Here is a 25057-nt window from a genome sequence, read left to right as displayed (position 1 = left end):
CGCTTAGCGCCGCCTGCAGATCACAAGAACAAGAACAGCGAGCCCACTTCCCGCCGCAAGCGCGGCTGGAAGATCGCCAGCACCCTCGACAAGCAGGGCCGCGACCAGTCCAGCCAGGCCGACGATAAAGAGAAGCCCCGGCACGGCAAAGATCGCGCTGAGGCGCTTTCCCGACTTGCGGCGTATCCTGCTGGCACCGCTCAAGACTGAACTCCAGCGCTGAAAGCCGCCTCACGCGCCAGACGCAGCGACCGGCGCCCCCGCGCCAGCCAGAGATAGACGCCGCTGACCAGCAGGAAGATGGTGAGAAGGTCCAGCACAGCCCAGACAAGCTTCAGCGTCAGCCCGCCATAGTCCCCGAAATGCAGGGGCCGCGAGAGCGACAACGCCTTGGCATACCAGGGCATCTCACGAAGCCCCGCCACATCGCCGGTGGAGGCGTGGATAAGGACCGGCGCGATGACATGTTCGGTCACGGGCGAGCGGCCATGCAGGAAGACGGCATAATGAGCATCTGTCGAAAAGTCGCTGCCAGGAAAGGCGACGAACTGCAGCTCCATGCCCGGCGCCGCCGCAACAGCCTCCTCCACCGCTGCATCGAGGGAGGCCCGCGCGGTGACCGTTCCCTCCCCTTCATTCTCGGCGATAAGATCGGCCAGCTCTGCGGACTTCCACGTCTCGATGATCGGCTCCTCCAGCGTGTTGATCACGCCGGTTAGCCCAACCACGAGCAGCCATGCCACGGCCACGATACCGAGAAGATTGTGATAATCCAGCCACTTCAGACGCTTCGACTGTTCACGCCGAACGGTGCCGAAATCGAGCTTGCGCATGAAGGGCGCATAGAGAACGACGCCCGAAATCACCGACAGAACGAACAGAAATCCCATCAGCCCAAGAAACAGCATGCCCGGCAGGCCAAGGAACATGTCGGTATGCAGCTGTAACAGGAATTCCATCACGCTCTCACCCGTATTGGCGGGCGGAACGAGATTGCCGCTGGTCAGATCAAAGGACGCAAAATGCATTGCGCTGCCGGGCGCATCGGCGCTCGGCCCGCTCGTCACGTTCACCACGGGCCGGTCGATGTCGAAGCTCATGAAGATCGGGACTTCACCCGGCCGGTTCTCCAGCGCGGTGTCGAGCACCTCATCCAGCGTCAGGTGCACGCCCGCCAGATTGGCTGGCTGCCAGACATCCGGATTGAGGGCGCCGTCGATCTCGTCATGGAAGATCAGCGGCAGGCCCGTGAGGCACAGCATCAGCAGGAACAGGGTGCAGACAAGGCTCGTCCATTTATGGATCCACCCCCACGCCCTGATCGTGCCTGCCTGCATCGCGCCTGTCGTCTCCTGCCTAGAAGTCCACCGAAGCTGACAGCATCAGCGTGCGCGGATTGCCAAGGATCAGATAGTTCGCCCCCGGATAACCGCCCGTCGAGGCCCAGTAGGCTTCATCAGTGACATTCTCGATCCGTGCGCGCAACGTCACCGGCCGTTCGGCCACATCCAGCGTATAGCGCGCGCCGATATCGAGCCGGGTCCAGCCATCGAGCTCAACCGTATTGGCAGCGTTCACGAACTGCTCGCCCGTATGCACGATCCGCCCGTCCAGCGTGAGGCCCGGCACACCGGCAATATCCCACTCGGCATTGAGATTGGCCTGCACATCCGGAACGCCGATTGGCTCATTGCCCTCATTGACGCCGCCCTCGGTCCGCGACAGCTCTGCATCGATAAAGGTCGCCCCGCCAATCAGGCGCACGCCCTCCACCGGCTCGCCGAACACGCTCACCTCGAAGCCTGTATTCTCCTGCTCGCCAGAGGCCGTGAACCGCTGGTTTTCAACGATCGCATTCGGACGCGTCAGCTGGAACACAGACACGGTCGCGCCGAAATTACCGGCATCATATTTCGCGCCAATCTCGACCTGCTCGCCCGTAAATGGATCCAGCACCTCACCCGCATTGGCGATCGGCGTGCCGCCGCTTGTTGCGGGCGCAATCTGGCCAGGCTGGAGGCTCTCGGCATAGTTGCCATAGATGGAGACCGCTTCAGTCGCCTTCCAGACAAGGCCGAGCGCCGGGGTCACCTTGTCATCTTCATAGCCAGACAAGCGCGCGCCGGAGTTATAGTCAAAGGTTGCCGTCTCGATGGTCTGCTGGCGAAGGCCGATCGTGGCGAGCAGCCGGTCATCGAACAGCGACAGCGTGTCGGCAATCGCGAAAGACTGGTTGTCCACCTCTTCGGTCACCAACGGATCATCGAGATCACCGCCGATAAAGAAGTTCGGCACGGGCGGCGTCACCGCAAACGGATCGTAAAGGTCGCCCGCAAAGCCTGCGAAGTTCGAGAACGCATAGGCATTCTTTGATTCAGACGAGAGGCTGGAGGCTGAAACAACCAGCCTGTGACCGACCGGTCCGGTCCGGAACTCGGCCCGCAGCCCTGCGTCAGCGGAGACCACATTGTCCTCACGCGTATTGTCGAAGCGGTAGGCGCTGGTCGTGCCGTCTGCCGCCGCGCTCGGATTGGCCAGCACATTGGCCTCTTCGCCATTGCGCGCGCCAGCGCCGAGCCACACCGTCACCATATCGCTGATGTCGTACTCGCCACGCACCACGCCGAAGAGCTGCTTCTCATCGGTATAGGTCCAGGGCTGGGCGTAGTTCACATCGGCATCGGGCTCGCGCGGCACATCCCCGAGCGGGGTAACCTGCGGGCGCGGCGCGTCGATCCGGTTGTCCTGATAGCCAAGATCAGCGGTAAAGCGGAAGCGCTCGCCATCATAATCGGTGCCGATAGAGGTCGCCAGAAGTGAGCGGTCCTGCCCGTCAATCGAGGTCTCGCCGTCGCGCACGACGCCATTGACCCGCACGCCCCATTCACCGGACGCGCCGAAGCGTGTCCCGAAATCGACTGCGCCAAAGGCCTGGCCTTCATTCTCATAGCCAACGCTCACCCGCCGGATGCCGCCATCCGGTGCACGCTTCGGCACAAGGTTGATCGAGCCGCCAACCCCGCTGCCGCCGGGCGCAGCGCCATTGATGAAAGCATTCGCCCCGCGAAATACCTCGACCCGTTCCAGCAATTCTGCCGCCACGAACTGGCGCGGCAGGATGCCGTACACACCGTTCAGCGTCACATCATCGGAATAGACCGGAAAGCCGCGGATCACATAGACTTCCTGGAAGTTGCCGAAGCCCTTGGCGACGCGCACAACCGGATCATTCTGCAGCACGTCGCCGACACTATCGGCCTGCTGCGCGCTGACGAGATCAGACGTGTAAGCCGTCCCTGAAAACGGCGCGTCGAGAAAATCGAGATTGCCAAGCAGGCCGGCTCGTCCGCCGCGCGCAACCTGTCCGCCCGCAAATTCCTCGGTCAGCTCCACCTGTGACGCCTCGCCGGTCACGATCACCGTATCGAGGCGGGCCTCCGCCTCATCATCCGCCTGCGCCATCGCGGCCGGACCAAGCACCACACCCGAAACGCTGGCAGCCAGCGCCAGTCTCAAACCAAAAGCCATTACAAACGAGCCCCTTCAGACAATCCTAAGGCTCGCCCTGTAAATGCAATTCATTCTCACTTCAAGACCATCCTGCAGGCAAGAAGCGCTGTTGCTGGCCCCTACTCGACCGGCTCCAGCTCGGTGGGCGCAGAGACCTTGCGCGTCACCTTCTTGCGTGACTTCGGCTTCGGCAGCAGGCGAAAGCGCGTCTGGCACCAGGCAAACCCAACGCCGACATCCAGCAAGGCGTCAGAGCGCCCGCAGGGGCAGAGGAATGGCATCACCATCCACACGCGGTAGGTCTCCCCTGCGACCAGCGGCACAGGCTCACCCGTCACATGATTGGGCGCCGCATTGACGCACAGGACCAGATCGCCATCATTCACGTCATAGGACATGGCCTCATATCTAGCATGAACGCTGCGCCCGTCCTACTCGCCTCCAAAGCGCGCCCCTACTCTTTCGCCTCAATCGTCGGCTGTGAGCCGATGCGCTGCTGGAAATAGCTGTCGCGCGCCGAAAACGCTGCCCGGCGCTCAATAAGATAGATCACCGGCACCAGCAGCGCCGTCACCACAAGCGCGCCAATCGACACCATCCCGACAAGCTGCATGTCCGCCGCTTCGCCGCCCAGCACCAGCATAACCCCATATGAGGCCGAATAGAGCAGCACGAACAGCCCGACCGCAAAGACCAGCGCGTTCAGCGCCACAAAGATCAGGATGCGCGCATCCGACACGGTCGTCCGCCCGGTCTCCACTTTCGGCCGCCGCAAATCATCGATCCGTGGCAACTCCGCCGCGACAATCTCCGGCGTCGACTCATACAGATACGTCCGGATGCGCGTCATGTTGACGAGGTAGATCTGGCTGTTGCCGACATCGCGCGAGAAGGTCAGGATCGAATTGTGGCCGACAAAGCCAAGCCCCAGAATCCCGATCGCTGCCACGCTGACGAGCAACATCTGGAACGGCACATCAATATCGATCGTCTCAACATTCAGCACCGCCGCCGAGATCGCCACGACCGCGCCAAAGACAGATACCGCCCGGAAGAAATTATCGTATAGTTTCTGATTGTTATCGTGGATCTGGTTATAGTAGCGCCACATATGGCCATACTCTTCCAGAAGCACATCCTTATCGCGCTCACCTGCCATGCCGCGCCCTCCTCTACACATCGCCTCTCATGCAGGCGGCAGATTACCGCGCACATCGGCTGCGGCAAGCACGCCCCGCCCTCGCGCAACGTCAAGGCGCCCGCGCCCTTCGGCAACACGGCGATTGCCCCTACACTCACGCCAACAAAACCAAAACACCCCCGGAGGAGCCCCCATGCCAGCCTATGAACAGATCGAGACCGCCACAAAAGACGCCGTCCTCACCATCACGCTGAACCGGCCAGACCGGCTCAACGCCTGGACCGGCCAGATGCATTCAGAGGTCGAGGACGCGATCACCAGGGCCGGCAGCGACGACGCCGTGCGCGTCATCGTCATCACCGGCGCTGGCCGCGGCTTCTGCGCAGGCGCCGACATGTCGGGCCTCCAGCAGACGAGCAATACAGGCCAGGCGAGCACCGCCCCGGCCGAGACGGGGCCTACGCCCGCCCCCGCCACAGACAGCACGGGGCGCAGCATCGACGCCCTCTATCCCGGCCGCTTTGGCTATATGTATGCCTGCCCAAAGCCCATTATCGCCGCGATCAACGGCCCCTGCGCCGGCATCGGCCTCATCTTCGCGCTCTATGCCGATATGCGCTTTGCTGCCGAGGACGCGAAATTCACCACCGCTTTTGCTCAGCGCGGCCTGATCGCAGAGCATGGCATCGCCTGGCTCCTGCCGCGCCTCATCGGAGAGGCCCACGCGCTCGACCTTCTGTTCACCGCCCGCGTCTTCAAGGGCGACGAGGCGGCGAGGCTCGGCCTCGTCAACCGCGCGCTACCGGGCGCTGAGCTGATGGACCATGTAACAGGGCTCGCCAGCCACCTCGCGACCCAGGTCTCGCCCCGCTCGCTCGCCATCATGAAGCGCCAGATCCGCGAAACCTACGCCCAGACCTTCGCCCAGTCCCTCGCCATCGCCGACACCGAAATGGAAAACAGCTTCGCCAGCTTCGACTTCAAGGAAGGCGTTGCAAGTTTCGTGGAGAAACGCGCGCCTGCGTTTGAGGGGCGGTAGCGGGGGTGGATTTCTTTCAAACCACGTTGTTTTGTTTGACCTAATGCGGTCCTACTCAAAACCCATCGATTGATTTCTTATTTCGTATCCAAAGCTACAAAAATCAGACCCAAACCGGCCTTCTAAAATCAAGATAGTGCCAATCCCATTTATGGTTTAGTGTCTCAGAATCTATTGGGGAGGTGACTGATGTCAAAACGAGGCGCTGCGAACGCAAATCCGACGAAAGCCTTTTTTGTTCGGATGATCACGCGCGATATTACGCTCGAAGACTGTATCCTGGATCTTGTAGACAATAGCGTCGATGGTGCCTGGGCATGCGTGGATGGTGGCCCGCTGACCCTAGACAACCAAACTAGGCTGGATCATTTCACGATAAACATATCGATCAATACTGACAGCTTTACGATCAGTGACAACTGTGGCGGCATTACTCTCGAAGACGCTGAAAGCTATGCTTTCACATTCGGACGTAGAGATGATGATCCCCAAGATGGCTATAACATTGGTGTTTATGGCATAGGGATGAAACGCGCAGTATTTAAACTCGGTCGAAAAATTTCGATAAGAAGCACGACAATTGAGAACGGAGATGTGGACTCCTTCGAAGTGCCGATCAATGTTACCAAATGGCTGAGGCAACCTGAACATTCGCCTTGGGACTTTGATATATTCGAGGCTGATAATCTGCCCGAGCCAGGTGTCCGAATTGAAGTAAAAGAATTCACTTCAGCAGCCGAAGCCGAGTTCGCCGACCCGGCCTTTCTCGAGCAACTCAGAAAGACTATTGCTCGCGACTATAGTCTACATCTTCATCGCGGATTGCAGATCATCATAAATGGCAAAAAGTTGGAGCCGTGGCGGATTGAGTTCCGGCAAAGCGAAGATTTCAGTCCAATGCGCCAATCTCACACCTACAAAGAACAAGGTGGAGAAGTATTTGTTGAAATTATTGCAGGGATGATAGCCTCACCGCCCGAGGACGTTGGTCCGTCGGAATCTGAGGGCGAGGAATCGCGGTCGGGTTGGTATGTCGTCTGCAACGGCAGGATAGTATTGGCTGCGGACAAAACTTCACTGTCAGGTTGGGGCACATCCGGATATCCGAAATGGCATCGCCAATATTCTGGATTTATGGGTTTTGTTATTTTCTCCGCACAACAAGCAGAGCTGCTTCCGCTGACAACTACCAAGAGGAGCATCGACAATTCATCAAGTGTCTTTCGGAAGTCGTTGCCGGAGATGCGAACAGCAGCTCGTACTTGGATCGATTATACCAATATCAGAAAACAAGCGATGGAAGCAGCACGAGGTTACGAGAGGAGCACTAAGTCTGTGGAGGTTTTTGCAATTCAAAGACAGCCACGTGTAGAGCTCCCCGAGCTTTCCGCAGATAAAAAAACGGTTCGAATGTCTAATATTGCCTACAGTGTGCCCACAAAAAAATATCGCAAGCTTGCAGCTGAATTCGGTGATCCAAATATGTCGCTAAAAGACGTTGGGCTAACGTCTTTCTCATATGCTTACGACGACTTCGTCGGTGACTAACGTGTCTTCTTCTTTCAACAAAATAAACTACAGTCTTCGACCCAACAAAAGCATTCAACGTTCGATCATCTTCGAAGCAATTGCTCAACTTGTCCCAGAGATGATCCAAGATCCGTTCTATATCGGTCTAGGGTCGATTTGGTTCACTGACTTTAGCGCGGCTCATAAAAAGCTTGGCATTAACAGAATGACGTCCATCGAGAGCGATGAACTGGGCTACAAAAGAGCGCTGTTCAACCGCCCTTTCAAGACGGTTGATGTTGAACATGGCTTATCAACCGAAATTCTAAAGAAACTCGCTGGAGACCCCGAATTATCGAAGCTGCCTTGGATAGTTTGGTTAGATTATGATGGTATTATCGGCGAGACGATGATTGAGGACTTGCAGCTGCTAACAGAGAATGCGCCCTCAAACTCCCTGATCTTGTGCACCGTAAATGCTGACAGTAGAAGCTACCACAAACCTGCGGACGCAATCAAAACTCTGAAATTTACATTTGGTGATGTAGTCCCGTCAGATTTAAACAAATCCGATGTAAAATCTGTTGCCATGTCCAGTACTATTGCCGATCTTGCTCTGAAATACATGTCTTCAGCTGCGATCAAGGTTTCCCGGCCGGGTGGATTCATACCTGCATTCTCCGCCAGATATAGCGACGGGCCCTGGATGACTACGTTTGGTGGCGTCCTTCCGTCGAAGGAAAAACGGCAATCCTTTGAACAAAAAGTGAAAAGCAAGCGCTGGCCTGGCTTGATATCCAACCCGATAGTAACTCCAATTTTGACACTGCGCGAAACAGCAGTCCTCCAGTCGACTTTGCCACGAACGAGAAAATTGACGCGTGCCGCTGTTCAGCGCTTGGGGTTTGACCTTTCCGACGAACAGATTGAAGCGTTCCAAAGATTTTATAGGTACTACCCAGCTTACGCGGAAATCTCGATGTAGGCTTAGAAGGGTCCCGACAGTGACTGGAAAAATATTAGACCTTTTCTGCGGATGCGGCGGACTCTCATTGGGCGCGCATTATGCGGGCTTCGCCTCACACGTGGCCATCGACGTAGATAGCACACTTTCGTCTGCTTATAGAGCCAATTTCCCCAGAACTAACGTCCTTACAGGCGACCTTGCAAGCATATCACCTAGAGACTTCCGGCATTTCTTCGGCAAGGAAGGCCCAATCGGAGTGATCGGAGGCCCCCCATGTCAGGGCTTCAGTTCTATTGGAAAGCGCGACAATTCTGACCCTCGGAACAGTCTGCTGATCAAATATTTCGAAGTGGTGCAGGAACTCCAGCCGAAGTTTTTTGTCATGGAAAATGTTCCTGGGCTGCTTTTGCCAAACTCCCGGCATTTTCTCGACACCGGCCTAAACCTAGTGGCGGATGCGTACTCTATAGTCGGCCCAATCACCCTTAATGCATCTAACTACGGTGCAGCGACTGATCGCAAAAGAATTATCATAATCGGTTACAAATCGGAATACATGAACCCGTTAGACACGCACGTTCTGATTGCTGCCGCCGCTTCAGCTCCTCATACGACTAAAGACGCCATATACGATTTGGGCGAACCTTCCAACGAGTCCGACTGGCAGTCTTATGCTGAAAATTCTGAAATCAGTTCTTACGCTCAATCACTTCGGTCTCGCGCCCCGAGCGGATTGGGCGACAGAAGCTTTGTCGAACGACAGAAGATAGGCCTAGTAAGCGGTTTCTCGAGTACTCGCCACTCTAGTCTGGTAGTCTCAAGGTTTTCAAACACCAAGCAAGGAGAGAAGGAATCAGTAAGCCGATTTAAGAGACTTGCTTGGAACAAGCCGGCGAATGTACTTCGTGCGGGAACAGGCGCCGACAAAGGTTCTTTTCAATCCGCTCGACCGATACACCCAGACCAACCAAGAGTCATCACTGTGCGAGAAGCCGCCAGGATCCAAGGTTTTCCTGATTGGTTTAGCTTTCATCCGACCAAGTGGCATAGCCATCGGATGATTGGGAACAGTGTTCCTCCGCCATTCTCGCATTTTTTGTTCAAGATAATTGCCGAACGAATTGGAACGCCAGCGGTTGAATTTGCCGCTTGATCTCCCCCTAATCCACACAGATCATCCCATCGGCCACACCGTCTTTGACCCTTTGATAGCAGCCGAACGGGCTGTCGGTGGGGGCGCATTGGCCGGTGGTGGGGGTGCCGGGGTCTGCGGGGGCCTCTGAACTGACCCGGCACTCGCTGAAACAGTCAGAGCTATCGCGGCACATCTCGCCCGCATCCGGCATCATCTGGATGCAATTTTCCCAGCCGAGCATTCCCGCCCGCTGAACCGACCCGCCCGCCGCCTCACAGCGCGCGCGTTCCGCTGGGGTCGCTTTCTCGCCCTCAAACCGGATCGGCGCATAGCCAGTCTCACCCGTCACCGGTCCCTCCCCGGTCGGCCCCTCCCCGGTTGGTGTGGGCACGGCGCAGGCGGCGATGAGGAACAGAAAGCTGGCAGGCAGGATGAGGGCGCGCATGGGGCTTGGCCTTTGTCTATGGGCAGGTGATGTTCGCGTCAGCCTAGCATGCGATTTGCCGGCCCCAAGCCTTAAAGTTTCCGACCGGATAGCGCGCCGGCCTAGTCTTGCCGCCATGGATCGGTTTGCAGATATTGTCCGGCGGGGGCTCGACGCGCTGAAAGGTGCCGCCGATGAGCTTGCCTGCCGCGCCGGGTTCGATACCGGCTATCAGCTCTCGCCCGGTCGCTATCGCCGGATGAAGGCGCGCCTTGCTCTCCTGGAATCCATTCTGCGCCGCCTCCTTGTGTTGATGGCGGCCTCTCTCAAGATCGAGCCTTCGCGGCCCGGCCCTGTTTGCGCAGATGAGGGGGCGTGTGCGCCCGACGAAGCACCTGAGGCGCGCCATGATGCGCTCCATCGCCGCCGCGTGCGCCCTTTTCAGCTGATGCTTGAACCGTCGCAGACGAGCCTTGAGGGGCTTGCCCGGCTTGGCGCGATGCCCAGACATGAAAAGTTGCCTGAAATAACACCGCTACGACACCGTCATGCCGCCCTGCTCGCGGCCTTGAAGTCGCCAGAAAAGGCCGCAAGGCGCATGGCGCGCTATCTCGCCAGAATGAAGGCAGACCGCGAGGCCCGCCCGGCCTATCCCCCGCACAGGCAGCTCTCCGGCCTCAGCCGGGATCTTGCAAGCGTCGCAGCAGAGCTTCCCTACCACCTCAATGAGGTGCTGGCGGGCTGGTATAACTCCAGCTAATTATCTTTTGTTTTAATTGGTCTTTTTTTGCCGCGCGCCTTTGGGCGTCTGCGGCCGCTGGCGCGGGCTTATTCGTCGCGCTCTTCCTTGTAGCTCGGCGTTTCATCGGCCTGCTCTGCCGGGCGCCCCGGAATGGCATAACCGCCTTTCAGCCAGCGCGAGAGATCCACATCGGCGCATCTTTTGGAACAGAACGGCCTGAATTCCGGGCTCACCGCGCGGGTCTCACAAACCGGGCATTTCGCTTTGCTCATTCTCGCCTCACAACACTCGTTTCCCCGGTCCCGCTCGAGATCGAAACCCGCCCCGAAAAGGTTTCCCGAAGAATATCGTCACACCGTTTCCGACGCGCGATATAGGCAGAAAGCGCCCGCTTCGACAGGGTCAGCCTGTAGAATCCGGTGCGATTGGCCACCGTTTCCCGCTCGGCCGCCCGAAACAGATTGAGCAATTCCGCATCCGGCCGCATCTGCCCGCTTTCATCAAACATCAAATGCGAAATCGGCGCCTCGCCCCAGGACAACTTCGCTTCCATCAACCCGAAAGGCGACGGTTTCAGCGCCTCAACCGGCCGGGTCGAGCAGGATTTGAAGGTGGCAAGGAAGCTATCGGTCACTTTCGCGCCCGCCGAAACATTAAGCGGCGCCACGCAATCAAGCGCCATCAGGCCACCAAGATTTCGAAGCGACATCTGCCGCGCGGCCTCACTCGCCGCTTCCCGGTTGATCGATAGCGCCCGCGCCCCGGCGCTGCCTTTTGATATCCGTCCCGCCGCATCAATATCCACCGCAATCAGCGCCCGCGTCTCCGCGATATGGATATTCCCGCCGCCCGGTAGCCCACAAACCTCCGCCAGCGCCTCATCGAAGGCCTGCGCGATCTGGTCCCGTCCGGCGACGTCGCGCACGATCTCGACTTTATCAGCAGAAATATCGGTCGAGGTGCGCCAGCGCTCAAAGGCGGTCTGCTCATCCTTCTTGGGTGAGGCGACAAGTTTTCCGCGCGCGAGTTTCCCCGCCCTCGCCTCTGCTTGTATATTTACGTGGACTTCAGCGCCTTCGCTTGGCTTCTGGCGGGGGGCGAGCCGAACGAAGACGTTCTCGCCGCCGGTGAGCTCGACAAAGCTGCCGCCCTGTTCGGGGGCATGCTGGCGGAGGCGACCGGTGATGACATCGCCGCGGCGCGCTGCCTCGCCGACGCCGCCCCAGCGCTGCACAAAGAGACGGAAAGGCCGCTCTTCACCGTCAAAAGCGGCCGCGCGCGTCTCTCCCGGCGCGTGATGAACCAGGATAGACCGTCGCGCCGTCATGACTTGGCTTTGAACCCCTGTGCGACAACGAAGAGTTCAGGCGAGCCGGCGCGGCTGGCTGGTGGTTTGATATGCTTCACGGTTTTGAACATGGACTTCATCTGCTTGAGCATATCCGGTGTCGCGCCGCCCTGGAAAACTTTGCTGCAAAAACTTCCGCCGGGCGCCAGATGCTCGCTGGCGAAATAGAGCGCCATCTCGGCGAGCGCCGCCGTGCGAAGGCTGTCGGTCTGCTTATGGCCGGTCGTATTAGCCGCCATGTCCGACAGCACCAGATCAGGTGGGCCGGAAAGGCCTTTCATCATGGCTTCGACGTCTTCAGGCTCATTCACATCGCCCTGAACGAAGTGCGCGCCGGGGACCGGGTCGATCGGCAGAAGGTCAATCCCGACGATTTCCTTGGTTCCCCGCCGCAGGCACACCTGCAGCCAGCCGCCAGGGGCACTCCCGAGATCGACGACGCGTTTAGCGCCAGACAGGATGCGTGTCTTCTCGTCGATTTCGAGAAGCTTGTAGGCCGCGCGGGCCCTGTAATTGTCGGCCTTCGCCCGCTGCACATAGGGGTCGGAGAGCTGGCGCTCGATCCAGCGCTTGGAACTCTCATCCTTCGCATTGTAGGCGATGATCTTCCGCTCGGACATACGCCTGCCAGACGAGGCTTTCTCGTTCTTGGGCGGGCCCTTCCAGCGGCGCTTTTCGTCTTCGCTCATGAGCTTGCCTCAGCTGTCTGGCCGGCACCGCCGGACTTTTTGCGGCCACCACGACGGCGACGCTTTTTCTTTGGCCCCTTCATCATGGAAAGGAGCAATCCTTCGCGAAGGCCGCGATCTGCGACGCGCATCGGCGCTTGCGGGGCAAGCGACCAGACCGCATCGACGAGCGCGCAACCTGCCAGCATGAGCCCGGCCCTGTCCTCACCGATTGTGGGGAAGTGCGCGCGGCCTTCAAGGCCTGCATCAATCAGGGCCTGCATCGTCTGATAGCCGCCATCATGATCCATCCATTTGCCATCGACCATGTCCCGCCGGTATTTCTCCAGCCCGAAATGGACCCCCGCCACGCAGGTCACCGTGCCGGATGTGCCGATGATGTGCGAACTGCCGTCGGCCAGTGCCTCGCGGACATTATGGGCTTTGGCCCATGTCTCGACATAGTCTTTCGCCTTGGCCAGCATGGCCGGATAGGCGTCCGCCTCATCAAGATGAGCGAAAGCCTCGGTCAGCGTCACCACACCAAGTGGCACACTCGTCCAGGCCTTGATCGGTGCGCGCTGCAGCATGCCGTTCAGGCCGTTATCGCGCGCTCGTTTGGCATCGACGAGCGAGAGTTCGGTCGAGCCGCCACCGATGTCCAGCACCAGGACGTTCTTAGCCGACTCTTCAATGAGATTGTGGCAGCCGATCAGCGCGAGGCGAGCTTCTTCCTGCGCGCCAATGATCTTGAAAGTGAGACCGGTGCGTTCCCGAATCTGCTCAATGAACTCAGTACCGTTTTCCGCCTTGCGGCAGGCTTCGGTCGCAATGCAGCGAATTCGGCCTACGCGTTTTGCTTTCAGTTTTTTGGCGATCGCTTCCAGCGCGCTGAAGGCGCGGTCCATGGCCGCTTCGGACAGGCGGCCTGATTGGGCCAGGCCTTCACCAAGCCGCGCAATCTGGGAATGAGAATCGACCACGTTAAAACCGCCCTTGTGAGGGGCGGCCACCAAAAGGCGGCAATTGTTCGTGCCGAGGTCTACCGCTGCGTAGAGCGGAGGCCTCTTGTTGTTGCGCGATGAGCGGCCGTTGGGCCGAGCTCCACCACGCGATTTTTTTTCAGCCATCTGAGGCCCAAATCTTGTCGGTTAGCTCATTCACTATCACATTGACGAGCGATGAGCCATCGACGCAGCATAACAAAGCGCATAGCGGAATTTCTCGGACTGACGAAGTCCGAGCAAACCCATGCGCACGTATCGGCGCCTGAGCCCGCTCCGGCGCCCCCGGAAAATATGGAAAAGGTGTCTGAGGCCTATGGCGAGGATGGCTATCCTCATTTTGCCATCGACCGTCGTCAGGCAAAATTTCAGATCGGCCAGGTCGTCAAGCACCGCCTCTTCGAGTTTCGCGGCGTTATTTTCGACGTTGACCCTGTCTTTGCCAATTCGGACGAATGGTATGAGGCCATTCCTGAAGACCTGCGCCCGTCCAAGGACCAGCCCTACTACCACCTCTTCGCTGAGAACGACCGCACACATTACGTGGCATATGTTTCAGAGGGAAACCTTGTCCCTGACGAAGGTGAGACTCCTGTCGGGCATCCCGACATCGCGCAGTTCTTTGACCGCACAGATGACGGTTACACGCTGAAACCCAATCAGGCGCACTAGGACCTATTCAGGTTTGACCGCCTGCGGCGCCGCCCGGGCAAACGCGTCGAGCGCGCGGCATTTTTCGTCTATTTCCACCAGCCTCGGAAACGCCGACAGCTCGGTTTCGAAACGGCGCGCATTCGCGACCTGTGGCACAAGGCAGATTTCGGCCAGCGTCGGGCTGTCTCCAAAGAGGTATTCGGTGTCGGTGTGGGCCGACACGGTCGCCTCCAGCGCCGTGAAGCCTCTGATGATCCAGTCCCTGTACCAGTCGCCTATGGCATCTGCATCCGCGCCATGGTGCTCACGCAGACGCGCCAGCACCGACAGATTGTTGAGCGGATGAATGTCGCAGGCAATCGTGTCGGCAAATGAGCGTACCTGTAGCCGCGTCCAAGGATCGGCCGGCAAGAGCGCTGGCCCGTCAAACGTCTCCTCAAGCCATTCAAGGATCGCCATGGATTGCGTGCCGATCCGTCCATCGATTTCAATGGACGGAACACGCATCTGAGGGTTCACAAGCTTGTAGCTCTCGGCGAACTGCTCGTCCGCGCCCGGCGCAATGTTGATCACCTTCCGCTCAAAGGCGACGCCTTTGAGGTTCAGCGCAATCCGCAGCCGATAGGCCGCGGATGAGCGCCAATAGTCGTAGAGAACCAGCTCACTCATGCGCTGACCACATCCTGTTCGATGGCGCCGAAGACCGTGTGCCCGTCCTTGTCCTTCACTTCGATCCGGATCGAATCGCCGACATCCATGAAGCGGGTTTCCGGCTTTCCATCGCGGATCGTCTCGATCATGCGGATTTCGGCGATGCAGGAATAGCCAAGGCCGCCATCGGCGACCGGCTTGCCAGCGCCGCCATCAGCGTCACGGTTTGAAATTGTGCCTGATCCGATGATCGTGCCAGCGCAAAGCGGGCGGGTCTTCGCGGCGTGGGCCACCAGCGTGCCGAAGTCAAAGGTCATATCGACATCGCAGACCGGCTTGCCGAACGCCTTGCCATTATAGGTGGACAGCATTGGCAGATGCAGTTTTCCGTCGCTCCACGCGTCGCCGAGCTCATCCGGGGTGACAGCGACCGGGGAAAAAGCGCTCGACGGTTTGGACTGGAAGAAACCAAAGCCCTTGCCGAGCTCATTCGGGATCAGGCCGCGCAAGCTGACATCATTACAGATCATGACCAGGCGGACTTTCGATAGCGCGTCTTCTGGGCTGACGCCCATAGGCACGTCATCGGTCACGACACAGACCTCCGCTTCGAAATCGAGCCCCCAGGCTTTGTCCTTCAGCGGAATGTCGTCGCGAGGCCCGAGGAAGCTGTCAGAGCCGCCCTGATACATCAGCGGGTCAGAATAGAAGCTTTCCGGCACTTCCGCGCCGCGGGCTTTGCGCACCAGTTCAACGTGATTGATATAGGCCGAGCCGTCAGCCCACTGGAAGGCGCGCGGAAGCGGCGATGCGCAATCATGCTCGTGAAACCGTTCGGTCGGGACAGAGCCAAGCTCTACGTCGCTGGCAAGCGCTTCCAGCTTCGGGGAAAGCTGCGCCCAATCGTCCAGCGCGGCCTGAAGGGTTGGCGCAATGTGGCTGGCATCCGCACATTTGGTGAGATCGCGGGAGACCACGACGAGACGGCCGTCACGGCCCTCTTTTAGGCTGGCAAGTTTCATAAAACCGTTTCCTTCCTGATGTTTCCAATAATGGCGACCAATCCGTCGCGGCGTATCCGCGATGATGGCGCTCCATTCTATTCAGCGTGTTTTGATGTATATTGGTTGCATGAGCAACCAATTGCACAAACCCGCACATGCCCGCGCTGACTGGACCATCGATCAGGGCTGGGAAAAATACACTGCAGAAGAACATGCTGTCTGGGATCTGCTGTACAAGAGGCAGATGGAAATCCTGCCCGGACGCGCCGCTGATGAGTTCATGCACGGTCTGAAAGCACTCGACCTTGGCAAGGGCGGTATTCCGAATTTCGAGATCATATCGGACGAGCTGGAAGCGCTGACCGGCTGGCGCGTCGTCGCTGTGCCGGGCCTCGTGCCTGATGAGGTGTTCTTCGACCATTTGGCGAACCGGCGCTTTCCGGCAGGCCAGTTTATCCGCAAACGCAATGAGCTCGACTACCTGCAGGAGCCGGACGTATTCCACGACGTCTTTGGCCATGTGCCGATGCTGACCAATCCCGTGTTCGCCGACTATATGGAAGCCTATGGCAAGGGTGGCCTTCGCAGCCTGAACTTTGCCGCGCTGAAAAACCTTGCCGCGCTGTACTGGTACACGGTCGAGTTCGGCCTGATCCAGACCGATGACGGCCTGCGAATCTATGGCGCCGGGATCGTCTCATCCAAGACCGAAAGCATCTTCGCGCTGGAGGACGCCTCGCCGAATCGTATCGGGTTTGACCTCGAACGCCTTATGACGACCGACTACCGCATCGACGATTTCCAGCAGACCTATTTCATCATTGAGTCCTATGACCAGCTGTTCCGCGCGACGGTCGATACCGACTTCGCGCCGCTCTATGAGCGTATGCAGGGCAAGTTCTCGAAGGCGCCGGAAGATGTGATAAAGCGCGAAGACACCGTCATCACTCATGGTACGCAGGCCTACGCAAAGTCTGGTGGGCGCCTTGCCAATGCGGACGCGAAGTGAAGGTCCTCAGCTTTCTGGTGGTCGCAGCGCTCACTGTGCTGCCAGCCTCCGGTGAGGACACGATTGACGAGGCATGCTTCTTCAACGGCATCGCGCTGAACGGAAAGGTTCAAGTTGTCGAGAGCTTTCCAGATATCAAAGTCAAAACGGTCGACAGCTTTCCAGACCTAAAGGTCAAAATCGTGCAGAGCTTTCCCAGCAATTGCGGCGAGTGGCAGTTTGTCGAGAGTTTCCCCGATTTCAAAATTCAGTTTGTCGAGAGCTTCCCAGACATCAAGATCAAGATGGTGAACTCGTTTCCGGGCCTGCCTTAAGCAAGACTGGAAAGCCCCAACTCCTCAAGCAATTGCTCGCGCGCGGTACGGCACTCATCGGCAAAAGCTGGATCTGCAAGATCAGCGGAGACGACGCGGTCCCGATAGGTTTCGCTAACAATCGCCTGCAGTGCATCGATTTTCTCATCGCTGACCAGTACGTCCTGGTGACAACTTGCAAGCTCCACCTCGGTCATCACGACCCGCAGGCGCAGGCAGGCCGGGCCGCCGCCATTGCGCATGGACTGGCGCACATCAACATACTGGACGCGCCCGATCGGGCCATTGCCGGCGACCATGCGCTCACAGAAGTTACGTGTGCTGTCGGTTTCCTGCGTCTCCAGCGGCGCGAGCAGAACGAGCCGGTCTTCGCCGGGCATCTGCAGGAGCTGCGAGTTAAACAGGTAAGACGTGATCGCGTCGCCAATTGGCACTTCAGCTTCCGGCACCATGACGGGCTTTAGCTCAAACAAGCCATCCGCGGCCCGGCGTAGCTGCTCCAGCATGCCATCGGTGTCTTCGAAAGCGAGCTCATGGAAGAAGAGCGTTTCCAGCGCGCCGACGCAGACAACGTCATTGTGGAATGCGCCGGCATCAATGGCCGCCGTCGACTGGCGCGCGAAGACGGTCCGGTCATGGCTGAGGGCGTGGGCTCGGGCGATGGACTGGCTGGCGAGAAGGCTCTGACGGGCCGGGAAGCCGACGGTGCTCTCGCCGGGCTCGCGGCCATAGACGAAGAGCTCGACGCCGGGCGCGCCATGCTCGGCGCAAAGACGGACATGGTTGGCGGCGCCTTCGTCTGAAAAATCAGCATGCGGCGGCAGCGCGCCATGGACCGCGAACATGTCCTCACGCTCAAAGATCGACAGCAGCGCGGCGGTGGTGTCGGGATGCTCGATAGAGCGGTGCAGCATGGTCGACAGATTTGCCGATGTGAGGTGCAGGCGGCCATCTGCAGCGTCCGCCGAGGGCGAGACGGTCGCGGCATTGGCGGCCCACATCGCGCTGGCGCTATAGGCGGCTTTCAGAAGCGCTGGCGCCTGCTGTGCGGCCGCTTCAATCATGGCGGCATCGGAGCCACCGAAGCCTGCGCTGGCGAGGAGGTCAAAATTCGGGCGCGGCAGAGGCGGCAGGATGCCCTGCTTTAGCCCGGCGCGGTGAAGCAGGCGCATTTTCTCCAGCCCCTGCAGCGCGGCCTCGCGCGGGTTGGAGACGTCGCCCTCGTTCTTCGAACTGGCGAGATTGCCGTGCGACATGCCGCCATAATTGTGACTGGGGCCGATCAGGCCGTCGAAATTGACTTCGTACGCTGTGCTCATCTCAGCGGGTTACACCCGCCGCGCCAGCATGGAAAGACGCGCTATCGACTCTGTGCAGACGGGTAGTAGGCTGGACTGCGCAGAACAGAGGACCGAGCATGATGAAACGATTGATGATGAGCGCCCTGCTTGGCGCAGCCCTGACGTTCACGGCAAGTGCGCAATCGGCAAAAAACGGCTTCTCAACCGGGCCGGTTTTTGAGGCGTTTGGCCCGACCGCACAGGTGGAATCGGATCAGGCGATCCCGGAGGGGACGGAGTTCAAGGTCGTCTTTGATATCGCTGAGGCCAGTGAAGACGACGTGCTGAACAAGCGGTTCGAGAGTGTGGCACGTTTCATCAACATGCATGCCCGAGCCGGTATTCCGCTGGAGGACATCAAGCCAGCAATTGTCGTTCATGGCGGCGCTGCAACGCATCTGACAAAGCCTGCTGAAGATGCAGAGGCATCTGACACCACCAAGCTGGTCGAAGCGCTGATCGCCAATGGTGTGCCGATCTATCTGTGCGGACAGACCGCTGCAGCGCGCGGGATCACCAAGGAAGACCTTCTACCCGGCGTGCAGATGTCGCTATCGGCGATGACCGCCCACGCGCTTCTGGCGCGGGACGGTTATACGCTCAATCCGTTCTAGGCTTTCTTGCCGAAGCCCTGCGCGGACATACGCTCTGCGGTGTCCGCCACCTGGCTGGCTTGCGGCCAGGCGCAATAGTCTGCTGCATAGTAGGCGCCGGGTCGGAAATTGCCTGACAGGCCTGGTCCGCCGAACGGCATGTTGCCAGCTGCGCCAGCGGTTGGCCGGTTCCGGTTGAGGATACCTGCCCGCATCTCATTATGAGCCCGCAGCCACAGCGCATCATCATCGCTGACGAGGCCACCTGAGAGACCAAAGCGCGTGTCGTTTGCCTTCAGGATCGCAGCATCGAAGTCTTTCACGCGGAACACCTGCATGAGCGGGCCGAACAGCTCTTCGTCGGGCACATTCCCGGCGTCCGTCATATCGATGACGCCCGCGGTGACGAAACCGCCGCCGCGATCCATGCGCTTGAGACGGCGTAGCGGTTTGCCGCCCGCCTTGGAAAGCATGGTCTGAAAGTCCACAGCGGCCTGCGCAGCCTGCTCTGAGACCAGCGGCCCCATGAAGACGTCATCCTCATCCCACGCCCCGATCTTGAGGCTACGGGCGCGCTCGACAATGGCTTCGATCACGCTGTCGCCGAACTTGCCTTGCGGGACGTAGACGCGGCGGGCACAGCTGCACCGCTGGCCTGTCGTCAGAAAGGCCGACTGAGCTGCGATGTCACCCGCCGCCTCAATATCGGCCGGGTCCCATACGATCAGTGGATTGTTACCGCCCATTTCGAGCGCGAGAATCACTTCCGGGCGACCGGCAAAGTGGCGGTGAAATGCCGTGCCTGTATTTGCAGACCCGGTGAACAGCAGACCGTTGATCTCGGCATCCAGCAAGGCTGCGCCCGTGTGGCGCCCGCCATGAATGACGTTCAGCACGCCTGCCGGAAGTCCAGCCGCTTCGAAACACTCAACCATGATCTTAGCGACGGCCGGGGCCAGTTCAGATGGCTTGAAGACCACCGTATTGCCCGCCAACAGCGCCGGCACGATATGCCCGTTCGGCAGATGGCCGGGGAAGTTGAATGGGCCGAACACGGCCATTACGCCATGCGCGCGGTGCGTCAGATGCGCGGAGCCGAAGGCCGTCTCATCCTGTCGTCCGCCTGCGCGCTCTACCTGCGCCTGGATCGAGACGGCAATCTTGCCGCGCATGGCGCCGGCTTCGCCCATCGATTCCCAGCGCGCCTTGCCCATATCCCGGCTGATCGCCTCAGATATCTGTTCAGCGCGCTCGCCCACAGCTTCGGCATAGGCTTCAAGAATTCGGGTGCGGTCATGCTGCGGGGTGTGGCGCCAGGCAACGCCGGCAGCCTGCGCGGCCTCAACCGCTGCATTCACCTGCGACGCACTGGCCGCCTGCCCTTCCCAGCTGGTTTCGCCAGTTGCCGGGCAGGTCTTCTCAAACCAGTCGCCGTCGCCGGCAGACCATTTGCCATTGATATAAACGCCTTTCGACATTGTTCAGCTCCTCAGCCAAAGTCTTGCAACGCTGCCGGATCGCAGCTTGAGGCGATCAAGGACCGCCTGTGAGGTGACGAATTCGCTATCGCCGCGCAGCTCGCCCTCAAGGAGAGAGATGCGGATATCCTCAAAATTATCATTGGACGCGATGCCCGTTCTGCCGCGTGCCTCGCCTTCAACCAGCTTGACAAGACGGCTTTCGCGGATCGTCCGGATGAGACCACGCGGCGCGGCCACAAGCGGGCCACCATCAAAAATGTCGACTGTCCGCTCGAAACGGAAACCTTCCCATTCGAGCAGCTTCAGTGCGCCGACGCCGTCTGCATGGCAGCGGCCGATAACCTCGCGCGCTTCCGGCGGCAGAAGGTCCACATAGATCGGATATTTCGGCATCAGGTCCAGGATGAACTGATTGTCTGAGACGGCAGACAGGATGTCGGCCTCGGCGAATTCCATGCCGAAGAAATGCCGTCCTATCGCATCCCAGAAAGGGGTCTGGCCCTTGGCGTCCACGACACCGCGAAGCTCCGCCAGGACCATGTCGCCGAAGCGTTCCGGTTCGCAGGCCATCAACAGATAGCGCGACTGGGCCGCGAGCCGCCCTGCCCCACCGCCGCGATGCGACTGACGCAGGAAGAGCGTACCGACTTCCGTATAGCCGACGAATTCATTGGTCAGCACCAGCGCGTCCATATCAAACCGGCGGTCAGCTGCCTGGCTGGCCTGAGCCAGCGTGATGACGCGGTAATTGAAGAAAGGCTGCTCGATACCGACACCGGCCTTTACAGCGCTGCAGCCGCCCACCTCGCCCGTCTCATGATCGATCATCATCATGAGATACTTGCCGTATTGCGGCTGATCGAGTTTGCCCGAAAAAGCCTTTTCGGACTTTTCAAGCCGCTCTCGAATAATACCTTCATGCACAGGCAAGCTGGTGAAGCCTGGCCCGGATTCCTCGGCAAGCGTCATTAGGGAGTCGAAATCATCCAGCCGGGCCGGCCGCATGACATAGGAAGAGCTCATTCCATTAGCGCCTTGATCTTGTTTGCGTCGATACGTCCATCGGCAAAACGGTTCAGAAGGAGTGCCGAGAGGCTTGCCCGCTCAACCAGGCTGGACAACACCACATATTCTTCACTCGAGTGGATGCGTCCGCCCATCACGCCCAGCGTGTCGACATTTGGCACACCGGCCGCGAAGATATTGTTGCCTTCACAGACGCCGCCTGTGTCCTGGAACTCAAGCTGAAGATCCAGCGCCCGGCCGGTATCGGCGACAGCAGTGAACAACGCTTGCTGAGCTTCGTTTCGCGGCTTTGGAGGGCGATAGAACCCGCCATGCAGATGTCCGGTAATCCCGTCGCGTACGGTGGCTTCCTTGAAGAGACGCTCAACTTCCCATGTTGCCCACTGGGCCGCATCGGCATCGGGCGCGCGGGCCCCGAAGCGGACAATTGCAAGATCCGGCACGATATTTACGGCATTGCCGCCGTCGATACTGCCGACGTTGAACGAGACGCCTTCGCGGCGATTGTTCAGTGCTTCAATGTCCACGACCATATGGGCAGCGGCCTCGAGGGCGCTACGGCCATCTTCCTTTGAGCGGCCCGCATGGGCCGAGCGGCCATGCAGGACGATGTCGAACACGGCAGAGCCTTTGCGGCCGCCGGACATCGCGCCCGTTTCCATGCATGGCTCATAGGTCATCCCGACCATGGCGCCGGACTGAGCCGCCTCTTTCAAAGCGCCAGAGCTCGCAAAATTACCGATCTCCTCATCCGGAGAGACGACGATCTGATAGCCAAGCTTGTCCTTTAAAGGGCCCGCCTCAAAGGCTTTCAATGCCTCGAGCATGACGGACAGTCCGCCCTTCATATCGGCCAGACCCGGCCCGTTCAGACGCCCGTCATCCATCTCGGTGATCTCAGTAAAGGTGCCTGGCGGAAAGACAGTGTCGTAATGCCCGCTCATAATGATCTGAACCGGCGCCTCGGGGCGTGAATTGACCCGGAGGATTGGCGCGGTCTGGAAATCCACGGCCTTTCCCTTGTCGTCGACTTTTTCGAACGGCAGGGAAGGTTGCAGTTTGACCTCGGCATCCAGCGCCGAGAATGCATCTGCAAGCTTCGGCGCGAGCCTCTCCAGACCTTCGCGGTTCCAGCTGCCTGTGTTGATTGCGGACCAGTCAAGCATACGCTGCTTGATGTCGTTTTCAGCGTCTGCAATTCGCGCGCAGACGGCCTCATCGTCAGAGGTCTTTATTGCCAAATCAGTCATGCCCCTTGGTTTCATGAGAAATCAATTCCTGCAAGCCCGGCCGGGGGCTGAACCTCATATCGCCATCGCCCTGCCCCAGCATGGTTAACGCCTTGTTCGTGTCTGTTTGAGAGGAGGAGGCCGGAAAAATAAGGAGCGACAGCCCATGAGATACCGGATTACATCAATTCTTGCTGCAAGCTGCCTGCTGGCCCCGATCGCGGTCGCGCAGGATGGCTGGACCGGCGAAGGCGCGTTCAGCGCTGGCTACACAACGGGCAACACAGAAACGGCCGATCTCGGCCTCTCCCTCAAGCTAAACCGCAAGTCGGGCTTCTGGACCTATTCTGGCGAAGCGGCTGCGGATTATGGTGAAACGGACTCTGTCGAGACCAAGAACCGATATTTCCTCGCCGGTGAGGTCGACCGGCAGATTGGCGACAAGCTGTTCGCCTTCGGCCGTACCTCCTACGAGAAAGATGAGTTTTCCGGTTTTGACTCGCGTCTCTTTGTGGGCGGCGGGCTTGGCTATCTTATCCTCGAAGGTGAGCCGACGAACTGGTCGGTCCAGGGTGGCCCCGGCATCAAGATTGATGAAGTGCGCGCGACAACGACGCTGGTCAATGGCGCGCCCGTCACAACGCCCGCCACGACCGAAGAGTCCTTTGCTTTCGTCGGCAAATCGGAGTTTGCGCACGCTTTCAATGACGCGGTTTCGCTCACAAACACGACCGACTTTATCTATGCGCAGGAATCGACGCAGATCGGCAATGTTCTCGCCCTGACGGCCGCGCTGACCGATAAATTCTCGGCCCGCTTCTCAATCGATGTGCGCCACGACACCAATCCGCCGCCTGGATTTGAGGCGACGGATACGGCGACACGGATATCGCTTGTCTACGGGTTTGGCGGCTAAACCTTATCGAGCGCCTGGGTGAGGTCGGCGATCAAGTCGTCGGCGGCCTCAATCCCTACCGAAAAGCGGATCAGGCCATCGGTGAAGCCGATACGTTTGCGGATGGCCTCATCCACACCAGAATGCGTCGTCGAGCCGGGATGGCACATCAGGCTTTCCGTCCCGCCAAGGCTCACGGCAAGTTTCACGAGTTGAAGCGAATCGAGCAGACGGAAGGCCGCTTCCTTGCCGCCGTTCACATCGAATGAGAAGGTCGATCCAGCCGCCTCGCATTGCTCTTCATAGACCTTGCGCTGAGGGTCACCCTCTTCAAGGAAAGCTGGATACATCACCTTGCCGACCTTTGGGTGGTCGCGCAGGAACTCCGCACAAACGCGCGCATTCGCGAACGCCTTTTCCATGCGAAGCTGAACCGTTTCAAGCGAGCGTGTTACCAGCCAGCAGGTGTGGGCATCCAGCGTCGTGCCGAGATAGTTCCGCACACGGCGGATCTTCGCGATCGCCTCTTCATTCCCGATCGCAGCGCCGGCGACGAGGTCGGAATGGCCGCCAATATATTTGGTCAGCGAGTACAGCGCGACATCGGCGCCATGCTTCAGGGGGACATGACCGATCGGGCCCATCATCGTGTTGTCGCACATGATGATCGGGCGGTGGCCTGTCTCTTCCTCAATTTTGTCTGCAACACGGGCGCAAGCTTCGATATCGACCAGCGCACAGGTTGGATTGGCTGGCGATTCGGTGAAGATGACGCTCAGCGGGCCTTTTTTTGCCGCTTCGCGGGCGCGTGCCAGGATTTCATCTTCAGTGGCCCAGGCATCCATCTCGAACGGCGTGACGCCGAAGTCCGGCATGAAGGTTCGCATGAAGACTTCCGTCCCGCCATAAAGCGGGCTGGAATGAAGGATCGTCGTCCCGGCGCCAGCGCAGGCCAGCAGCGCGGTTGTGATCGCGCCCATGCCCGATGAGAACACCAGCGCATGATCACCGGCATCATAAAGCGTCAGCCGGTCTTCCAGAACTTCCATGTTTGGATTGTTGAAGCGGGTATAGATGAGGTCCGCCTCTTCCGGGTCACCATCCTCACGCTTGCCAGCGAGCTGGCGGAAGAGAGCCTCGCCGTCTCGGGCCGACTTGAACGCGAATGTCGACGTCATGAAGATTGGCGGCTTGATCGAGCCTTCCGACATGGACGGGTCGAAGCCGTAGCCCATGACGAGGGATTCCGGTTTCAGGACGTGATCGCCAATCTTGCGTTTGCGATAGGTTTTTTCTGGCTTGCTCATGGATTCGCCTTTCAATCATTTGATTTCAATTGAAACTGTTTAACCGTCCTGTTCAAGGCATGCAGGG

Annotated in this window: 27 protein-coding genes; 10 read left to right on the top strand and 17 right to left on the bottom strand. The window is 59.1% G+C overall.

The features are described 5' to 3' along the window. Positions 1–3 precede the first annotated feature (3 nt). From B8783_RS03855 to B8783_RS03835, 5 genes are all read right to left on the bottom strand, one after another. Positions 4–204: a hypothetical protein gene (locus B8783_RS03855; RefSeq protein WP_084418469.1), complete on the bottom strand. Its 201-nt coding sequence runs from the start codon at positions 202–204 to the stop codon at positions 4–6. After that, positions 201–1337, bottom strand: a complete 1137-nt coding sequence (locus B8783_RS03850; RefSeq protein WP_084418468.1) for a PepSY-associated TM helix domain-containing protein — start codon at positions 1335–1337, stop codon at positions 201–203. The genes B8783_RS03855 and B8783_RS03850 overlap by 4 nt, the downstream gene beginning before the upstream one ends. Positions 1338–1356: 19 nt before the next feature. Beyond that, positions 1357–3528, bottom strand: coding sequence for a TonB-dependent receptor (locus tag B8783_RS03845; protein WP_084418467.1), 2172 nt, complete (start codon positions 3526–3528; stop codon positions 1357–1359). Positions 3529–3629: 101 nt separating this feature from the next. Beyond that, entirely contained in the window at positions 3630–3908 is a 279-nt protein-coding gene (locus B8783_RS03840) for a hypothetical protein (RefSeq protein WP_084418466.1), read from the bottom strand. 56 nt (positions 3909–3964) lie between these two features. After that, positions 3965–4669 (bottom strand): hypothetical protein, encoded by a 705-nt coding sequence (locus B8783_RS03835; RefSeq protein ID WP_084418465.1) that lies wholly within the window; start codon positions 4667–4669, stop codon positions 3965–3967. A gap of 175 nt (positions 4670–4844) precedes the next feature. On the opposite strand from B8783_RS03835, the gene B8783_RS03830 reads away from it, so the two are divergent. From B8783_RS03830 to B8783_RS03815, 4 genes are all read left to right on the top strand, one after another. After that, positions 4845–5690 (top strand): enoyl-CoA hydratase, encoded by an 846-nt coding sequence (locus B8783_RS03830; RefSeq protein WP_084418464.1) that lies wholly within the window; start codon positions 4845–4847, stop codon positions 5688–5690. A 189-nt stretch (positions 5691–5879) separates the two neighbouring features. Beyond that, complete coding sequence (locus B8783_RS03825; RefSeq protein ID WP_084418463.1) at positions 5880–7238, top strand: ATP-binding protein; 1359 nt, start codon at positions 5880–5882, stop codon at positions 7236–7238. A gap of 1 nt (position 7239) precedes the next feature. Next, positions 7240–8184 carry an O-methyltransferase gene (locus B8783_RS03820; protein WP_139792236.1) on the top strand — a complete coding sequence of 315 codons (945 nt, stop codon included), beginning with the start codon at positions 7240–7242 and terminating at the stop codon, positions 8182–8184. A gap of 19 nt (positions 8185–8203) precedes the next feature. Continuing rightward, on the top strand, positions 8204–9319 hold the full coding sequence (locus tag B8783_RS03815; RefSeq protein WP_084418461.1) for a DNA cytosine methyltransferase: 1116 nt from the start codon (positions 8204–8206) through the stop codon (positions 9317–9319). Positions 9320–9326: 7 nt separating this feature from the next. Here B8783_RS03815 and B8783_RS03810 read toward each other — a convergent pair whose 3' ends face one another. Then, the gene (locus tag B8783_RS03810) at positions 9327–9746 is read right to left on the bottom strand and encodes a hypothetical protein (protein ID WP_084418460.1); all 420 of its coding nucleotides are present in this window, start codon (positions 9744–9746) and stop codon (positions 9327–9329) included. Positions 9747–9861: 115 nt separating this feature from the next. Here B8783_RS03810 and B8783_RS03805 point away from each other — a divergent pair, with 115 nt between their 5' ends. After that, the gene (locus tag B8783_RS03805) at positions 9862–10485 is read left to right on the top strand and encodes a hypothetical protein (protein ID WP_084418459.1); all 624 of its coding nucleotides are present in this window, start codon (positions 9862–9864) and stop codon (positions 10483–10485) included. A gap of 68 nt (positions 10486–10553) precedes the next feature. On the opposite strand, the gene B8783_RS03800 is transcribed toward B8783_RS03805, so the two are convergent. The 4 genes from B8783_RS03800 to B8783_RS03785 are packed head-to-tail and all read right to left on the bottom strand — an operon-like array spanning position 10554 to position 13613. Further along, on the bottom strand, positions 10554–10739 hold the full coding sequence (locus tag B8783_RS03800) for a DNA gyrase inhibitor YacG (protein ID WP_084418458.1): 186 nt from the start codon (positions 10737–10739) through the stop codon (positions 10554–10556). Then, positions 10736–11794, bottom strand: a complete 1059-nt coding sequence (locus B8783_RS03795; protein ID WP_084418457.1) for a ribonuclease E/G — start codon at positions 11792–11794, stop codon at positions 10736–10738. The genes B8783_RS03800 and B8783_RS03795 overlap by 4 nt, the downstream gene beginning before the upstream one ends. Then, positions 11791–12504: an RlmE family RNA methyltransferase gene (locus B8783_RS03790; RefSeq protein WP_084418456.1), complete on the bottom strand. Its 714-nt coding sequence runs from the start codon at positions 12502–12504 to the stop codon at positions 11791–11793. Before B8783_RS03790 ends, B8783_RS03795 begins: the two co-directional genes overlap by 4 nt. Next, positions 12501–13613 (bottom strand): Ppx/GppA phosphatase family protein, encoded by a 1113-nt coding sequence (locus B8783_RS03785; protein WP_084418455.1) that lies wholly within the window; start codon positions 13611–13613, stop codon positions 12501–12503. Before B8783_RS03785 ends, B8783_RS03790 begins: the two co-directional genes overlap by 4 nt. A 168-nt stretch (positions 13614–13781) precedes the next feature. On the opposite strand from B8783_RS03785, the gene hspQ reads away from it, so the two are divergent. Beyond that, the gene (gene hspQ, locus B8783_RS03780) at positions 13782–14159 is read left to right on the top strand and encodes a heat shock protein HspQ (protein WP_139792235.1); all 378 of its coding nucleotides are present in this window, start codon (positions 13782–13784) and stop codon (positions 14157–14159) included. A gap of 3 nt (positions 14160–14162) precedes the next feature. Here the strand turns inward: hspQ and maiA are convergent, their stop codons facing one another. Together maiA and B8783_RS03770 are read right to left on the bottom strand one after the other, a co-directional pair. Next, positions 14163–14810 (bottom strand): maleylacetoacetate isomerase, encoded by a 648-nt coding sequence (maiA, locus tag B8783_RS03775; protein WP_084418454.1) that lies wholly within the window; start codon positions 14808–14810, stop codon positions 14163–14165. Continuing rightward, on the bottom strand, positions 14807–15814 hold the full coding sequence (locus B8783_RS03770; RefSeq protein ID WP_084418453.1) for a fumarylacetoacetate hydrolase family protein: 1008 nt from the start codon (positions 15812–15814) through the stop codon (positions 14807–14809). The genes maiA and B8783_RS03770 overlap by 4 nt, the downstream gene beginning before the upstream one ends. A 109-nt stretch (positions 15815–15923) precedes the next feature. Between B8783_RS03770 and phhA the strand changes: the two genes are divergently transcribed. After that, on the top strand, positions 15924–16805 hold the full coding sequence (gene phhA, locus B8783_RS03765) for a phenylalanine 4-monooxygenase (RefSeq protein WP_084421864.1): 882 nt from the start codon (positions 15924–15926) through the stop codon (positions 16803–16805). A gap of 14 nt (positions 16806–16819) precedes the next feature. Next, the gene (locus B8783_RS03760) at positions 16820–17119 is read left to right on the top strand and encodes a hypothetical protein (protein WP_407646330.1); all 300 of its coding nucleotides are present in this window, start codon (positions 16820–16822) and stop codon (positions 17117–17119) included. On the opposite strand, the gene astB is transcribed toward B8783_RS03760, so the two are convergent. Next, positions 17116–18438 carry an N-succinylarginine dihydrolase gene (astB, locus tag B8783_RS03755; protein ID WP_084418451.1) on the bottom strand — a complete coding sequence of 441 codons (1323 nt, stop codon included), beginning with the start codon at positions 18436–18438 and terminating at the stop codon, positions 17116–17118. The genes B8783_RS03760 and astB overlap by 4 nt on opposite strands. Before the next feature lie 98 nt (positions 18439–18536). On the opposite strand from astB, the gene B8783_RS03750 reads away from it, so the two are divergent. Continuing rightward, a complete protein-coding gene (locus B8783_RS03750; protein WP_233355664.1) occupies positions 18537–19073 on the top strand; it encodes a DsrE family protein in 537 nt (178 codons plus the stop codon). Here the strand turns inward: B8783_RS03750 and astD are convergent. From astD to B8783_RS03735, 3 genes are read right to left on the bottom strand one after another with little or no spacing between them, the layout of a single operon-like run. After that, positions 19070–20530 carry a succinylglutamate-semialdehyde dehydrogenase gene (astD, locus tag B8783_RS03745; protein WP_084418450.1) on the bottom strand — a complete coding sequence of 487 codons (1461 nt, stop codon included), beginning with the start codon at positions 20528–20530 and terminating at the stop codon, positions 19070–19072. The two genes, B8783_RS03750 and astD, sit on opposite strands and share 4 nt — an antisense overlap. Before the next feature lie 3 nt (positions 20531–20533). Further along, positions 20534–21556: an arginine N-succinyltransferase gene (locus tag B8783_RS03740; protein WP_084418449.1), complete on the bottom strand. Its 1023-nt coding sequence runs from the start codon at positions 21554–21556 to the stop codon at positions 20534–20536. Continuing rightward, positions 21553–22809 carry a hydrolase gene (locus B8783_RS03735; RefSeq protein WP_084418448.1) on the bottom strand — a complete coding sequence of 419 codons (1257 nt, stop codon included), beginning with the start codon at positions 22807–22809 and terminating at the stop codon, positions 21553–21555. The genes B8783_RS03740 and B8783_RS03735 overlap by 4 nt, the downstream gene beginning before the upstream one ends. A 145-nt stretch (positions 22810–22954) precedes the next feature. On the opposite strand from B8783_RS03735, the gene B8783_RS03730 reads away from it, so the two are divergent. Continuing rightward, positions 22955–23704: a DUF481 domain-containing protein gene (locus B8783_RS03730; RefSeq protein WP_084418447.1), complete on the top strand. Its 750-nt coding sequence runs from the start codon at positions 22955–22957 to the stop codon at positions 23702–23704. Here B8783_RS03730 and B8783_RS03725 read toward each other — a convergent pair. Continuing rightward, positions 23701–24990, bottom strand: a complete 1290-nt coding sequence (locus tag B8783_RS03725) for a cystathionine gamma-synthase family protein (RefSeq protein WP_084418446.1) — start codon at positions 24988–24990, stop codon at positions 23701–23703. The genes B8783_RS03730 and B8783_RS03725 overlap by 4 nt on opposite strands. Positions 24991–25057 lie beyond the last annotated feature (67 nt).

Origin of the sequence: Henriciella litoralis (assembly GCF_002088935.1) — a bacterium.
GTDB classification, from domain to species: Bacteria; Pseudomonadota; Alphaproteobacteria; order Caulobacterales; family Hyphomonadaceae; genus Henriciella; species Henriciella litoralis.
Note: the sequence above shows the minus strand (reverse complement) of the source record. Positions and strands in the feature narration are given on the sequence as shown.